The sequence below is a fragment of the Nocardia sp. NBC_00508 genome, assembly GCF_036346875.1.
GTDB lineage: Bacteria > Actinomycetota > Actinomycetes > Mycobacteriales > Mycobacteriaceae > Nocardia.
This window is the reverse complement of record NZ_CP107852.1, coordinates 4,787,914-4,801,704: the sequence shown is the minus strand read 5'-3', so window position 1 is coordinate 4,801,704 and position 13,791 is coordinate 4,787,914. Positions and strand designations below refer to the sequence as shown.

Annotated in this window: 17 protein-coding genes and 1 pseudogene; 8 read left to right on the top strand and 10 right to left on the bottom strand. The window is 68.0% G+C overall.

Going from position 1 to position 13,791, the window contains the following annotated elements:
* Nucleotides 1-8: 8 nt before the first annotated feature.
* Together OHA40_RS21260 and OHA40_RS21255 are read right to left on the bottom strand one after the other, a co-directional pair.
* Nucleotides 9-1,136, bottom strand: coding sequence for a hypothetical protein (locus OHA40_RS21260; RefSeq protein WP_330228645.1), 1,128 nt, complete (start codon nucleotides 1,134-1,136; stop codon nucleotides 9-11).
* Between the two features lie 232 nt (nucleotides 1,137-1,368).
* Nucleotides 1,369-1,962 (bottom strand): CHAP domain-containing protein, encoded by a 594-nt coding sequence (locus OHA40_RS21255; protein WP_330228644.1) that lies wholly within the window; start codon nucleotides 1,960-1,962, stop codon nucleotides 1,369-1,371.
* Between the two features lie 196 nt (nucleotides 1,963-2,158).
* Here OHA40_RS21255 and OHA40_RS21250 point away from each other — a divergent pair, with 196 nt between their 5' ends.
* Genes OHA40_RS21250 through OHA40_RS21235 form a run of 4 tightly spaced genes read left to right on the top strand, consistent with a single transcriptional unit; the run spans nucleotide 2,159 to nucleotide 5,734 of the window.
* The gene (locus tag OHA40_RS21250) at nucleotides 2,159-2,806 is read left to right on the top strand and encodes an ABC transporter permease (protein ID WP_330234307.1); all 648 of its coding nucleotides are present in this window, start codon (nucleotides 2,159-2,161) and stop codon (nucleotides 2,804-2,806) included.
* Nucleotides 2,803-4,005 carry an ABC transporter ATP-binding protein gene (locus tag OHA40_RS21245; protein WP_330228643.1) on the top strand — a complete coding sequence of 401 codons (1,203 nt, stop codon included), beginning with the start codon at nucleotides 2,803-2,805 and terminating at the stop codon, nucleotides 4,003-4,005. The genes OHA40_RS21250 and OHA40_RS21245 overlap by 4 nt, the downstream gene beginning before the upstream one ends.
* Nucleotides 4,002-4,763, top strand: coding sequence for an ABC transporter permease (locus OHA40_RS21240; RefSeq protein WP_330228642.1), 762 nt, complete (start codon nucleotides 4,002-4,004; stop codon nucleotides 4,761-4,763). The genes OHA40_RS21245 and OHA40_RS21240 overlap by 4 nt, the downstream gene beginning before the upstream one ends.
* On the top strand, nucleotides 4,760-5,734 hold the full coding sequence (locus OHA40_RS21235) for a glycine betaine ABC transporter substrate-binding protein (RefSeq protein ID WP_330228641.1): 975 nt from the start codon (nucleotides 4,760-4,762) through the stop codon (nucleotides 5,732-5,734). The genes OHA40_RS21240 and OHA40_RS21235 overlap by 4 nt, the downstream gene beginning before the upstream one ends.
* Nucleotides 5,735-5,852: 118 nt before the next feature.
* On the opposite strand, the gene OHA40_RS21230 is transcribed toward OHA40_RS21235, so the two are convergent.
* Complete coding sequence (locus OHA40_RS21230) at nucleotides 5,853-6,497, bottom strand: TIGR03086 family metal-binding protein (RefSeq protein ID WP_330228640.1); 645 nt, start codon at nucleotides 6,495-6,497, stop codon at nucleotides 5,853-5,855.
* An 88-nt stretch (nucleotides 6,498-6,585) separates the two neighbouring features.
* Here OHA40_RS21230 and OHA40_RS21225 point away from each other — a divergent pair, with 88 nt between their 5' ends.
* Nucleotides 6,586-7,566 carry a helix-turn-helix transcriptional regulator gene (locus tag OHA40_RS21225; RefSeq protein ID WP_330228639.1) on the top strand — a complete coding sequence of 327 codons (981 nt, stop codon included), beginning with the start codon at nucleotides 6,586-6,588 and terminating at the stop codon, nucleotides 7,564-7,566.
* A 33-nt stretch (nucleotides 7,567-7,599) separates the two neighbouring features.
* Complete coding sequence (locus OHA40_RS21220) at nucleotides 7,600-8,082, top strand: MarR family winged helix-turn-helix transcriptional regulator (protein ID WP_330228638.1); 483 nt, start codon at nucleotides 7,600-7,602, stop codon at nucleotides 8,080-8,082.
* A gap of 7 nt (nucleotides 8,083-8,089) precedes the next feature.
* Here the strand turns inward: OHA40_RS21220 and OHA40_RS21215 are convergent, their stop codons facing one another.
* On the bottom strand, nucleotides 8,090-8,911 hold the full coding sequence (locus OHA40_RS21215) for an AraC family transcriptional regulator (RefSeq protein WP_330228637.1): 822 nt from the start codon (nucleotides 8,909-8,911) through the stop codon (nucleotides 8,090-8,092).
* Between the two features lie 65 nt (nucleotides 8,912-8,976).
* Between OHA40_RS21215 and OHA40_RS21210 the strand changes: the two genes are divergently transcribed.
* Nucleotides 8,977-9,903 (top strand): DMT family transporter, encoded by a 927-nt coding sequence (locus tag OHA40_RS21210; RefSeq protein ID WP_330228636.1) that lies wholly within the window; start codon nucleotides 8,977-8,979, stop codon nucleotides 9,901-9,903.
* Nucleotides 9,852-10,088 (top strand): annotated as a pseudogene (locus OHA40_RS21205) (SAM-dependent methyltransferase); the annotation flags it as partial. The gene OHA40_RS21210 and the pseudogene OHA40_RS21205, both read left to right, overlap by 52 nt.
* An 18-nt stretch (nucleotides 10,089-10,106) precedes the next feature.
* Here the strand turns inward: OHA40_RS21205 and OHA40_RS21200 are convergent.
* From OHA40_RS21200 to OHA40_RS21175, 6 genes are all read right to left on the bottom strand, one after another.
* Nucleotides 10,107-10,691 carry an NADPH-dependent FMN reductase gene (locus OHA40_RS21200; RefSeq protein WP_330228635.1) on the bottom strand — a complete coding sequence of 195 codons (585 nt, stop codon included), beginning with the start codon at nucleotides 10,689-10,691 and terminating at the stop codon, nucleotides 10,107-10,109.
* 115 nt (nucleotides 10,692-10,806) lie between these two features.
* A complete protein-coding gene (locus tag OHA40_RS21195; protein ID WP_330228634.1) occupies nucleotides 10,807-11,178 on the bottom strand; it encodes a hypothetical protein in 372 nt (123 codons plus the stop codon).
* A 13-nt stretch (nucleotides 11,179-11,191) separates the two neighbouring features.
* Nucleotides 11,192-11,668, bottom strand: coding sequence for a roadblock/LC7 domain-containing protein (locus tag OHA40_RS21190; RefSeq protein WP_330228633.1), 477 nt, complete (start codon nucleotides 11,666-11,668; stop codon nucleotides 11,192-11,194).
* On the bottom strand, nucleotides 11,665-12,516 hold the full coding sequence (locus OHA40_RS21185; RefSeq protein ID WP_330228632.1) for a hypothetical protein: 852 nt from the start codon (nucleotides 12,514-12,516) through the stop codon (nucleotides 11,665-11,667). Before OHA40_RS21185 ends, OHA40_RS21190 begins: the two co-directional genes overlap by 4 nt.
* Before the next feature lie 5 nt (nucleotides 12,517-12,521).
* Nucleotides 12,522-12,911: a hypothetical protein gene (locus OHA40_RS21180; RefSeq protein WP_330228631.1), complete on the bottom strand. Its 390-nt coding sequence runs from the start codon at nucleotides 12,909-12,911 to the stop codon at nucleotides 12,522-12,524.
* A 536-nt stretch (nucleotides 12,912-13,447) separates the two neighbouring features.
* The gene (locus OHA40_RS21175) at nucleotides 13,448-13,786 is read right to left on the bottom strand and encodes a hypothetical protein (RefSeq protein WP_330228630.1); all 339 of its coding nucleotides are present in this window, start codon (nucleotides 13,784-13,786) and stop codon (nucleotides 13,448-13,450) included.
* Nucleotides 13,787-13,791 lie beyond the last annotated feature (5 nt).

Below are 13,791 nucleotides of genomic sequence, written 5' to 3'. Positions count from 1 at the left end.
CAGCGTGGTCAGGCGATACCGTCGATGCGGGCGGCAACGTCGATGGTTCGCATCGACGGATCGGCCAGTTCCTTGCCGATCACCGCGACGACCTGCGCCACGACCTGCTTCTTGATCCCCGCCAGCGCACCGAGCGTGGCCGCGCGAGCACCGTGCGCGGTGAACTCCATGCGAACCTCGGCCGGGTCCGGCGGCGGAACGTCGATCACCACCTGCAACGGGTCGGCCGCTCGGGCGGTGAGCACCAGCGGCACTTCGACGTCGGCGCGATAGCGATTGGCTTTCAAGATATCCACAGTGATGTCCAAGCTGACCGGCAGCGTCAGGTCGAAAGCGACCGGCTCGGCCGAGCGATCCGCCAGCCGCGGGATCCGCACCGCTCCGCGGACCGTCACCGTCGCGGCGCCCCGCGGTCCGGCCCGCAGCGGGCCGACCTCGATCGGCCTGCCCGCCAATCGTTCCACCACGTCGAACACGCGCTGGCGGGTCACGATGTGGGAGAAGAACCGATGACCGAACTCGTCGTAGCAGATCCAGTCGAACCCGGCAGAGTTCCGATGCGGCGAGCGAGTGCCCGCGACCATCGCCTCGATGTCGAACACCAGATTGCGGCGGGTCTGCGGATCGGCCAGCATGGCGTTCACCCGTGAGGCGACCTCGCGCTGCACCACCCCCGCGATCGGGTCGAGCAGCCACTCCCAGGCCGACTCCACCGCTTGGGCGCGCAACACGAAGCTGATGTCACGCTGGGTGATCGGAGGGATGTCGATGACGATGAGCACAGGTTCCGCGGTGCGGGCATGCAGCGTCAGATCGATTTCGACCCTGGCCTCCAGCCGCAGTTTCCGGCCGCCCAGCAGCACCTTCAGGGTCAGCGACACCGGAACGGTCACCTCGAACGTCACACGTGGACCGCTGTGCAGGACCTGCGGCGTGCCGACTTTGCCTTCGGCGACGAAACCGGCGAGTCCGGCCGGTCCGATCGACACCGGGCCGATGGTCAGTCCGCGGCCCGCCATACCGGAGACGGCGGATTCGATCCGGGCCGCCGTCACGGCGTGCGTGACGAAACGCTCGCCGAATTCGGCGTAGTCGATCCAGGCCGGCTCGCTACGCGGTTCGTCGGTCGGCTGCATCAGTAGTTCCGAAACCCTCACCTCTCGATGGACAACCGACACGGTACGCGACCGATCTTGTGGCACCACCGCACGCGCGCCCTTGACCCGAGATCCCCGTCCTGCCGATGAGGGGGAAGCAGGGCGGGGATCGGCGACGGCGCTGCCGGGCGCCGCCGACTCCATCGTAGGACTATTCGGCACGCTGTTTCACCCGCATATCCCGCTGATTCGGCTCGCACCGGCGCAATGGTCACAATTGGCCGAAACCGACCACGCCCGGCACGTCGGCCAGGGTGAACCGGTGGATGCGCACCTCGTCGAACTCGTTGCCGCCGATCGTCGTCACCTGACCCGCCTCGGCCCGCAGAACGATGTTCGTATGCTGCCCGAACGGGCTGGACTCCGCGTACAGCAGCACGTCACCGGTGCGCGGCTGGTATCCGGACTCGATCGGAACGAACCGGCCCGTGCTCTCGTAGTACTCCTGCAGTGTGTATACGCCGGGGATCCGCCAGGACCCCGAGTTCGGGTTGACCAGTGGCGCGCCCGCCGCGCGTAGGACCCAGCTGACGAAATCGGCGCACCATGCCTCGTCGGCCCCCTCGGCGTACTTCGTGCCCGCGCCCGGCTCCCCGAACTCGCGTTCGGCGACCGCGACGATTCCGGCCCGGGTCGGATCGAGCGCCGAACGATCGAGGGCGGGGAACTCGGTGAGGCGCTCGCCCACGACAGCCTGACCGGCCGACTGCCGCTGCCACCAGAGGTTCCCGGCGGCGGCCACGCCGAGCAGCACCAACGCCAGCGCGATCCACCGCGCCCGCTGTGATCTGAGCTGTCGTGTCATCGATTCCCGGTTTCCGTACGATCCCGATTCTCGGTCTCATGAAGTTCGACGCGCGAAAGCACCGAACAGTTCCCGGCACCATACGGTTGGTTTCGATTACCCTGCGGAAGGGCAATCCGTACGAGCCGGAATCGACTCCGGCGCCGCGGAAATCGCGATAGTCTCCGAGGAGACCAGCCGATGTGGAGGTCCGGCCCTGGACACGCTGTGGACATTCGTCGTGCATCGGCGGCACCAGTTGCTCGTCGACTCCTATCTGCATGTCTCGGCCGTGGTGCAATCGGTGCTGCTGGCCACCGCGGTGTCGGTGCTGCTCGGAATTCTGGTCTACCGCAGCCGATTCGGCTCCTCGATCGCCACCGCACTGGCCAGCGCGGCGCTCACGATACCGTCGTTCGCGCTGCTCGGTCTGCTGATCCCGGTCCTCGGTCTCGGTGTCGCGCCGACCATCACCGCGCTGGTGGTGTACGCGCTGCTGCCGATCATGCGCAATACCATCATAGGACTGGACTCGGTGGACCCCGCCGTCACCGACGCGGCGCGCGGAGTCGGGATGAACCGGCTCCGCGTACTCGCCCGCATCGAACTGCCGCTCGCCTGGCCCGCGATCCTGGCCGGTATGCGGGTGAGCACGCAACTGATCATGGGCATCCTGGCCATTGCGGCATATGCCAAAGGCCCCGGACTGGGCAACCTGATCTTCTCCGGACTCGCGCGCCTCGGCAGCCCGAACGCGGTGCCGCAGGCTCTGGTCGGCACGATCCTCATCGTCGTGCTCGCACTCGTGCTCGATGGGATCTACGTCCTCATCGGGCGACTCACCACCTCGAGGGGAATGGCGTGACCGACACCGAAACCCGCGGCGGCGAAGCCGAACCAGCCGTCTCGGGAGTAGAGATCGTGCTCGATTCGGTGACCAAACACTATTCGGGACAACGCGGCCCTGCGGTGGACGAGGTCTCGCTGACCATCCCGGCCGGTGAGATCGTTGTGCTGGTCGGGCCGTCCGGCTGCGGCAAGACCACCACCATGCGAATGATCAACCGGCTGATCGAGCCCACCTCGGGCACCATCACCATCGGCGGACGCGACGCGGCCACGATCCATCCCGACGAACTCCGGCGCGGCATCGGCTATTCGATCCAGCAGGCGGGCCTGTTCCCGCATCTGAATGTCGCGAAGAACGTCGCCACCGTGCCCGGCCTGCTCGGCTGGGACCGGCGGCGGATCGCGGCGCGGGTCGACGAGATGCTCGAGCTGGTCAACCTCGACCCGGAGACCTTCCGCGACCGCTACCCGCGTCAGCTCTCCGGCGGCCAGCAGCAGCGCGTAGGGGTGGCGCGGGCGCTGGCGGCCGATCCTCCCCTGCTGTTGATGGATGAGCCGTTCGGTGCGGTCGACCCGATCACTCGCGGACTATTGCAGGACGAGTTGCTGCGTTTGCAGGGCGAACTCGGCAAGACGATCGTCTTCGTGACGCACGATTTCACCGAGGCGGTCAAGCTCGGCGATCGAATCGCGGTGCTCGGGGACCGATCCCGGATTCTGCAGTACGACACTCCCGCCGCGATCCTGGCCGACCCCGCCGACGCGACGGTCGCCGGTTTCGTCGGCGCGGATGCCTCGCTCAAGCAGCTCACGCTGACCAGAGTCAGGGACGTCGAACTCGGCGAGTGCCCCACCGCCACCGAGCAGGACCCGGTCGAGGAGCTGCGCGGCGCGCTCACGGGCCGGGACTGGCCGTGGGCGTTGGTGCTCGACCACCAGCGCCGACCGCTGCGTTGGGTCTCGGCCGAGCAGCTGGCGCACGCCGACTCGCTGCGCGTGATCGGATCGCCGCTACCGGAGACGTTGTCGCTGAAGTCGACCCTGCAGGACGCCCTCGAAGCCCTGCTGGCCCACCAGAGCGCGACCGCCGTGGTCACCGGAGCGCGCGGCGAGTACGTCGGGCTGATCACGATCGACACCCTGGTGGCACACCTGTCGGCGCTGCGCGCCGAACACGGCGCCGACCGTGCCCCCTCGACGGACGACGCACCATGACCGCCACCACCACGCCCACCGCACAGCGCAGCGCCGAGCGCATCCGGCTGCTCGTGCAGCCCGTGGTCGTTCTCGCGCTCACCGCGGGCGTGCTGGTGTGGGCGTTCGCTCGCGACCTGACCATGACGCAGCAGGCCAGTCTCAACGCGGCCAACATCGCGACCGTCACCAGGCAGCACGTGCTGATCACCGCGACGGTGGTGCTGATCGTCATCGCGATCGCCGTCCCGCTCGGCACCCTGCTCACCAGGCCCGGATTCGGCCGCCTGGCACCGCTTTTCGTCGGCATCGCGAATATCGGCGCGGCCGCGCCCGCGATCGGGCTGATCGTGATGTTCTATCTCGCCACTCGTACCACCGGCTTCTGGATCGGTGTAGCGCCGATCGCGTTCTATTCGCTGCTTCCGGTGCTCCGCAACACCATCCTGGGCTTCCAGCAGGTGGACCGGATGCTCGTCGATGCCGGACGCGGCCAAGGGATGTCGGCGGCAACGGTACTGCGCCGCATCGAATTCCCGCTGGCCGTGCCCTATATCCTGGCCGGATTGCGCACATCGCTGGTGCTCGCCGTCGGCACCGCGACGCTGTCGTTCCTGGTGAGCGCGGGCGGGCTGGGCATTCTGATCGACACCGGCTACAAACTGCGCGACAACGTCACCTTGGTGGTCGGCGCGGTGCTCGCCGTATCGCTGGCGCTGCTGGTCGACTGGCTCGGCGCGCTCGCCGAAGAGTTCCTCGGGCCGAGGGGGCTGAAATGACCCGGGTGTGGCGCATGTTCGCGCTGGTGCTGGGGATGGCGCTGGTGGCGGCATGCGGGTTGCAATCCGGCAGCGCGGTACCCCTGCGGGTCGGTCCGGGCAGCATCCGCCCGGTGCCCGAACTGGAGGGTGTGCGCGTCACCGTGGGCTCCAAGGACTTCACCGAGCAGAACATCCTCGGATATCTCATCGAATTCGCACTGTCGGCCGCGGGCGCCGACGTGCGCGACCTGACCAATATCCAAGGTTCCAACAGCGTGCGCGATGCCCAGTTGCACGGTCAGATCGACCTCGCCTACGAATACACCGGCACCGGCTGGATCAACTACCTCGGCAACGAGACCCCGGTGCCCGACGAGATCGGCCAGTTCGAGGCGGTCCGCGCCGCCGACCTCGCCGAGCACGACATGGTGTGGACGGCCATGGCGCCGATGAACAACACCTACGCGCTGGTCATGAGCGCACAGACCGCGCAGGAGACCGGGGTGCGCACATTGTCGGATTACGCCCGGCTGGTGGACACCGACCCGGCCGCCGCGGCCATCTGCGTCGGCACCGAGTTCAACGTCCGGCAGGACGGATTCCCCGGCCTGACCCGCAAGTACGAGATCGACGCAGGCAAGGTGCGCAAACAGATCGTCCAGGACGCCGTGGTCTACCAGGCCACCGCGGACGGCAAGCAGTGCCGCTTCGGCTCGGTGGCCGCCACCGACGGCCGCATTCCCGCATTGAATCTCGTACTGCTGCAGGATGATCGCGGCTTCTTCCCGAAATACAATGCGGCGCTGGTGATGCGCAAGGATTTCGCCGACGAGCACCCGCAGGTCGCCGCGATCATGGCGCCGATCTCGCAGCGCCTCACCAACGAGGCCATCACCGAACTCAACCGCCAAGTCGACGTGGACGGCCGCGAACCCGCCGAGGTGGCGCGGGATTGGATGGTCGCCCAGGGGTTCGTCACCGCCCGTTGAGTTCACGTGCTCCCCGGACAGCGGCGCGCGGGCCGCCGTCCGGGGTCCGGCTTGCGCTGGTGCGGATTCGCCTTGCCCAAGCAGTCGGTAGTTCACCATCGCGCCGCGACAAACGCGATCAAGCGCGCGGATCCCGACCCAGGTACCGCAGCAGCGCTGCCACAGCGGTGTCGTCCACCTGACCGTCCACGATCGGGGCATACGCCCCCCACTGGCGCAGCGGTTCGACGATTTCAGCCGCCTCGCCACTGCCGGGCGCCGGGTGGATGGTCCGCGCGGCGGCGAGGAGGTGGGTGGCGAGTTCGTCGGTCAACGGCGAGGGCTGCCCGGTGGCGATCGCGATGTCCCAGGCATGGACCGCGGCGTCCAGCGCGCACATGACCGCGGCGACCGGAGTGGCGAGCGCGCCGTGCGGCAGTGGCGTCGGCACGGACTCGGTGGCATCGTCGACAGTGGCCCAGGCGGCGGAGGTCTGTTCGATCGCCTCGCGCACCAGACTCGACGCGGAACCGTCGATCGCACCGGAGGGGGCGAACGGGTTGTCGGCCGGACCGTCGCCGATGCCGAGGAACTTCGCGTACGCCAGCTGATCGCCCGCGGCGTGCTGAACCACCTGCGTCACATCCCATTCCGCGCACGGCGTGGGCAGCTGCCACTGGTCCGCACCGACACCGGCGACGACGGACTCCAGGGCGCGGTAGGCGTCGGCGAGCACGTCCCGCCAAACGGGAAGCTGGGTCGCGGTGGTGGTGGTGGCGTTCATGTCGGAGCCTTTCGGGTCGTTTTCGGTGCTGACATCAGCCTATGCGGCCATTAGGCTACTTTCGTTCCTAATTATGGAAAGGAGAAAAGTGGCCTCGACCACTACTCGCCTACTGCGGTTGCTCGCACTGCTCCAAGACCGCGCGCGCAGCGGCCGTGAACTCGCCGAGCGCCTCGGCGTCACCGATCGCACACTGCGCCATGACATCCAGCGGCTGCGCGAGCTGGGCTACCCGGTGCACGCGGAACGCGGGGCGATCGGCGGCTACCGACTCGGCCGCGGCACCACCATGCCGCCCCTGCTGCTGGACGATGACGAGGCGGTGGCCGTCGCGGTCGCGGTCGGGCTCGCCGAGGACGGCTCCACCGGCATCGCGGATATCGCCGAGCACGTCACGAGGGCGCTGGGCAAGCTGGATCAGATCCTGCCGAAACGCTTGCAGCGCAAGGTATCCGCGCTGCGCGACGCCACCGCGATCGGCCCGGCGACGACGGGGTCGCGGGAGCCGGACGCGCCGGTTCCCGCCGCCGTGCTCACCACCCTTGCGGGTGCCATCCGAGGCGGCGCGACGGTCCGCGTCGAGGAAACGACCCCCGAATCCGCCGCTGAGATCGAGCCGTACCGGCTGATCAGCTGGCAGCGCCGCTGGTATCTGGTCGCCTACAGCCTCGAAAACCATTCCTGGCGAGCCATTCCCGTCGCGCGGATCACGCGGGCCGAGGCGAACTCCCGACGCTTCGGCGCGCGCTCGCTTCCCGAGGACGATCTGGTCGCCTTCGTCATGCGCCACATCGCCACGACCGGATGGAAGGTCCATGCCCGGGTCACCGTGCTCGCCCCCGCCGACGTCGTGATCGCCCGCATCAATCCCGCGGTCGGCGTGGTCGAAGCCGTGGACGCCGACACCTGCGTGCTCTACACCGGTGCGGACGCTTTGGAGACCATCGCCATCTACCTATCCATGCTGATGATGGACTTCCGCGTCGACGGCCCGCCGGAACTCGTCGCCCACCTCCGCACCCTCGCTCGGCGATATGCCGATGCGATCGCCGACGCGCCGGACGGCTGAACCCGCCGCGACCACGAGTGCCATAGTGAGGCCATGTCCGATTCCGGCCCCGCCGACAACGCAGCGCTGACCCGCCTCGCCTTCGAACTCTCGCTGCTGGCCAGGCACTTCCCCGCCGCTCTGCTGCGCCGTCCCGGCTACCAGCTCGACCGCTCGGCCTACTTGATCCTGACCAGGCTGGAGCTGGACTCCCCGCTGAGCCTGCGCGAGCTGTCCGAAGCGTTCCAACTGGACATCTCCACGATCAACCGTCAGGTCGCAGCGATGCTCAAACAAGGGCTGGTCGATCGGGTACCCGACCCCGAAGGAGGCATTGCCCGCAAGATCCGCGCCAGCACAAAAGGACCGGAGCTGATGGCCGCCGACCGCAGGCAGAGCCGGCAGGGCATCGGTGCGGTCGTGGCCGACTGGGCGGAGTCCGATGTCGACCAACTCAGCAGGCTCGTGGCGCGTTTCAACCAGTCGGTCGAGCACATAGAGCACAATCCCTGGCCGCGACCGCCCGGGTTGGGGTGACGGTGCGTCACGCCGCGGAGTAGATCCCCGGAGTGATGCCGTAGCAGCGACGGAACCAGCGCGTGAGATGGGCTTGATCGGCGAATCCGGCCGCGATGGCCGCTTCGGCGACGGGGTGACCTGCCGCGATCAGCTTGCGTGCGGCGCGCAGCCGCAGCAGACGCTGGTAATCGCTCGGCGCGAGATCGTAATTCGCGCGGAAAGCGCGATACAGCGCGAAGCGGCTGGCGCCGCTCGCCTCGACCAGGTCGTCCATCGAGAGCGGATCGAGATACCGGTCATCGAGCACGGCGCGGACGCGACGGGCGATCGCCGCCCCGGGCTGAGCGGACGAGCGCATCAGCGGGCGGCGCGCCCCACGCTGCACCATCGCGGCGACGGAGGCGGCCAACGCCTCGTCCGCGGCGAGTTCGGTGGCCGGACCGGTCAGACCGGCGCAGAGGCGGCGCAGTGCGGAGCTGAGCATCGGGTCGTGCAGCACCGGTTCGGTGAACAGCGGCAGCCCTGCCGGACGGCCGGCCCGATCGGACAGCAGGTCGGCGACCAGTTCAGTGCCGATGTGCACAATGGAATAGGTGAAACCCTGCTCGGTGGTGCTGTGCCCGTTGTGCGGCTCGTCGGGATTGAAGGCCATCACCATGCCCGCCGCACTGGTCCGCGCGGCGCCACGGCAGTCGAAGCTCTGCGCGCCGAACTCGGTGAAACCGAACGAGTAGGTCTCGTGGCTGTGCGAGTGATAGACGTGTCGCTCGAAATGCGCGTGCATCAGTTCCACCGGGCGATTCGGCATCCGCCGATACCGCACCCACTCACCCGCACCGTCGGACATCACCCCATTGTGCTCGCGCACCAGCGTTCAAGACCGCGGGATGGCGGGTCAGCAGGATCGAGTTCGTGCGTATCCGACTGTTGCTCGTTGTGGTCATGGCGTTGTGGGGCAGCGCGTTCGCGTCCTCGAAATCGGCGGTGGGCGTGGTGCCGCACGAGGTGGCGGGGTTTCTCCGCTTCTTCGTAGGCACGGCCGTCCTGCTCGTCGCCCTGCGGTTGCCCCGGCTGGCGACCAAGGAAGCCGGGCGCGTCGCGTGGCTGGGGCTGATCGGCGTCTTCGGCTATAACTTCCTGTTCTTCCTCGCACTGGCGCTGGCGCCCGCCGCGGACGGCAGTGTGATCGTGCCGATGACCGCGCCCGTGGTCACCGTCGCCGTCACGGCCCTGCTCGGTCGCACCCGGCTGAACGCCCAGCGCGCCTCGGGCCTCGCCGTCGCGGTCTGCGGCGGTGTGGTCTTCTTCGCCGGGATCCCCTCCGGCGGTGGCAACCGGTTGCTCGGCGACCTCGTCTTTCTCGCCGCGGCGGCCTGCTGGGCGTGCTACACCCTGCTCGGCGCCCCGGTACTTGCCCGGCTCGCGGCCCCCACCGTCACCGTATACGCCACGGCCACGGGCACAGTGGCCCTCGCCGTGGTCGCGGCGCCCGCCCTGCCCGACGTCGCCTGGTCCGAACTCGGTCTCGGATTCTGGCTGAACCAGGCTTATCTCGGCGTACTGCCGACCGCCGTTGCCTACGTCCTGTACTACCGCGCCGTCGGCCTGGTCGGCCCCGCAGCCGCCGCCTCGGCGATGTTCCTGGTCCCTGCCTTCGGTCTGGCTTGCGCGTGGCTGTTTCTCGGCGAGTCGATCGAACCGGTGCAAGCTGTCGGCGCCGGGCTGATGTTCGTCGGAGCCTGGCTCAACACCCACGAGGGCAACTCCCGAGCGGCGACCCCGCCCCAGAGGCGGTGGCGCCGGATTTCCGAGCGCCCGCCGACGACATCGACCGTTTGATGTACGGCTTCAGCGTGCTGATCTGCATGCCCGATGGCCGCTCGCATCCGGACTCGGCGGCCACCGGGACCGTCATGCGGCACAGCACCCTGCGGCGCTACGCCTGCGAAGCGGGCTTCACCGACGTCGAGGTGCTCCCGATCGACGACTTCGGCTTCTGGCGCTTCTACCGCCTGATCCCGTAACTCGCGCCGAGAGGGCCGTCAGGCGGGATAGGGACGTTCGGCGAGCGCCGACCGGAGCGCCCGCGCCCACCACACGAGCTGGTCGAGCAGCTGATCGGCAGCGGCGACAGGCATTTCCGGGTGCCCCGGCCGCCCCGCGGCATCGAACTGCTTACCGACATCGTGGAAGCTCACCGTGTCGCGCACGGTGACCGCGTGCAGCTCGGCGAACACGTGCCTGAGGTGTTCCACGGCACGCAAACCGCCGGAAAGGCCGCCATAGGAGACGAAACCAACCGGCTTGGCACGCCACTCGGTGAAATGCCAGTCGATCGCGTTCTTGACCGACGCCGGATAGCTGTGGTTGTACTCCGGTGTCACCACGACGAACGCCTCCGCCGCGGCCAGCCTCGGGCTGACCACCTGCAGCGCTCGGGCCGCCTCCGGCTCGGGCCGGCTGGACAGCCGTTCCGGCAACGGTGTTTCGGCCAGATCGATGATGTCGACCACGACGTCATCGCGGCGGTCGGCATGCTCGGTGAACCACGTGGCGACAGTCGGGCCGAAGCGGCCCGCACGTGTGCTGCCGATGATCACGGCGAGCTGAATCGGGTTGTCAGGCATGGCACATTCCCTTCGACGCATTTCGATACACAAGACAGCGTCGAACCCGAACAAGGGTTTAGGTCAAGCCGGTGTTCTCGACCACACTCGGGCGCAGCCGCCCACCGGGTCGGGCTCACACTTCCAGATCCTCCTCGATGCCCCTGAGGCGATGCCGGGCCAGCGCGAGGTTCGCGCGGCCTCGGTCCAGGGCGAGGTAGAGGAACAGGCCCTTGGACTTTCGGCCGGTCATCGGCCGGATTATGTGGTACTGGCCGGACAGCGTGATGAGGATGTCCTCGATGTCGTCCTTGAGCCCGAGCTGGTCCATGGTGCGCAGCTTGGCGCGCACCACCTCGGTGTTGCCCGCGCCCGCGACCTGGAGATCCAGAGACTTGGAACTGCCGAGCATCCCGAGTGCCATGCCGCTGTTGTAGTCGACGACGGCGGCGCCTATCGCCCCATCGATCACCATCATGTCTTTGAGGGCCAGATCCATATTCGACATATCCGTTTTCCTTTCACCTGGTTTTCGTTGTCTGATCTTTTCGGGGGTCCTGCGTCATCGGCGTCAGATGCTCGGCGATCGCGCGCGCCACCGGGCGCGACTCCAGATGAAGCCGCCCGATGTTCACCTCGGGGCCCGCCAGCACGGTCAGCGAGGTCCAGCCCGCCGAATAGATCACCACGTGCCCGCTGCTGCCGTGCACGACGACCTCGTCGAAGCCGCCGCCGTGCGCGGTGTCGGCCAGCCGGTGTGAGAGCGCCAGCTGCGAGGCGGCCATTGCCGCCATGCCGTTCGGCTCGATGTGTGCGGGAAGGTCGTGCGCGACGAGCAGCCCGTCGTTCGACGCCACCAGCACGCCGGTCAGCCGCGGGACGCGATCGCGCAGTGCCTTCAGCTCGGTCAGCACCGCCGCGTTCGGTTCCGGTCCGGACATCCCCACCTTGGTCAACCTTCCCATCAGTTCGCCCAGCAACTTCTTCCGCGTCGTCACGCGAACTCCTCCAAAGCCGCCCGCAGGCGGACGAGTAGGTCGCGGTCCGGAAGCTCCAAGCGGTCCGGGACGGGAACCGGTGCGGCCGGTTGCCGCACCCGGCGTCGAGGCAGCCGACCGGGGGCACCGGCAGGCCCAGGAACAGGAACAGGAACTAACGCTTCCGGCTCAGCGGCCATCGGCGCGGCCAGGACGATCGGCTCAGCCGCCACCGGAGCGAGCCTCGCGACGGGTGGCTCGATCAGCCCCACCGCGGTCAGATCCCGCACCGCCACCAGACAGCCATAAGTGGTGCGGCCGAGTTCACGGCCGATCGCCGCGACACTGCGCCGGGCATCGGCGGCGGCCAGCACCTCGGCCTGGCCGCCGGTGAGCACCACCCGCCGACGCCGCACCCGGCGGACGGGCACGACCGGGGCACGGTCGACCAGGTCTGCGGGCCATGGCCCGGACTCCGGATCGCCGCGCCGGGCGCATTCGTGCACAAGCGCATCCGGCGCGATATGGCACACCGGCGCGAGCCAATGCGGCGGCGCGGGCCGGAACTCTGGGACGGTGCGCGAGGCCAGCAGAAAGTAGGCGGCATCGAACACCGACAGCAGTGCCAGGGTTTCCAGCCGTGGCCGCCCCAGCACGCGGCCGGGGTCCCCGGCTCCGGCACGCTGCCAGTCCTCGGCGGTCGCCACGCCCGCCTCGACCACCAACCGGTCCAATCCGGTCGTGCGACGGCAGTCGGCGGACACTACCGCGCCTTCAGCGAGATGAAATGCGCCGTCGCCCGCGTGCAGCACGCCGGTGCTTCCTTCCTTCTCCAGTCGCCGCAATTCGACCGCGAGATCAACACCCATGACCGTCACCCGAGACCGTCCTCAGCCAATTCGGCGAGAATTCCGCGGAGCTGGAATCGCGCCATGGCCAGATTCCCGGTGTCCTCGTCGAACAACACGTGCACGAAAAGCCGCCCGTCGAAGTCGCCGTTCACCAGATTCAGCAAGTGATAACCACTCATCCCGCAGACGATGATTTCGGTGACGTCGTCGCCGTCGCGTCCGGTGGACAGCGCCGGGCAGCCGAGCACCGCGCGCACCACGTCGGTGGTGGCCGCGGCGTCCTCGTGCTGGTCGACCAGCTCGTGCACCCCGGCCGCGGCGATCGCCAGGCCGCTCGCGCCGTCCACCAACGTCACACTGCGCGCACCGGGAATATCCATGATGCGTTTCAGACAGCCGTCAATACCGATCACGCGCCACCACTTGTCATGTGCGGGTGTTTACGGGTTCCAGACGCTACACACGAAACCCTGGCGTTGCACAGCAAATCCGGGAGAAATTTCCGGTAAAAACCGATTCCCCTGGAAGAAGGGCAGAAATACCATTCGGTATTCAATACCTATTGGTATTCAATACCTTTCGGTTTTCATGCGAATCCTTGAAACTGCCGCTCAGTTGCTTCGGCTCCGCTACGGGTTACATCGCGCGACTCTCGCCATCGAGAACGCATGCGAGATCTACCGTGACGCAGACGCAGTAGCTTCGCCGCCCGACTTCCAGGGCCGCTGCCCACGGGTCGACTCGTCTTGTAGTCATCGGCCTGCAATTGCCGGACCGGCCAGGTGCAGCCGGTTCCTTGCCGGCGCGGCGCGCAGCCGATTCCGCGCACCGGCCACGATGGCATGCCAGCAGACCCGTTCTATCCGGAGCGGCAGTTGGCCCATGGCCCCGGCTGCCGCCGCTCGATATCGGTCGGGCGAATCGACGCGCGAACAACGAGTGGAGGGCGTCAGCCGCCCGTGAGGCCGGTGGAAATCTTGACCACGACCTTGTCATTGGTGAGTTCCTGCACCGTGACGGTGCGCCCGTCCGCGGACTGGGTTTCCCCGACCGGAACGGTGACCTCCTGACCAGCGACCGAAAGAGTGACCAGATTGCCGTTCACCGCAAGGAGTTTGGCCTCGATGCCGAGAATGCTCGCCTTGGCGTCCACACCACGAGCGAACGTGACCGTGCAACCACTCACAGCGCAGTCGGTCTTCGTACCCTGCCCTTCTGCCGTGCAGGCAGCCGCGAGCGGGGTCAGCAAGGCGAACAGGGACACAGCGACGAGCCGACGAACAGACACGCGCT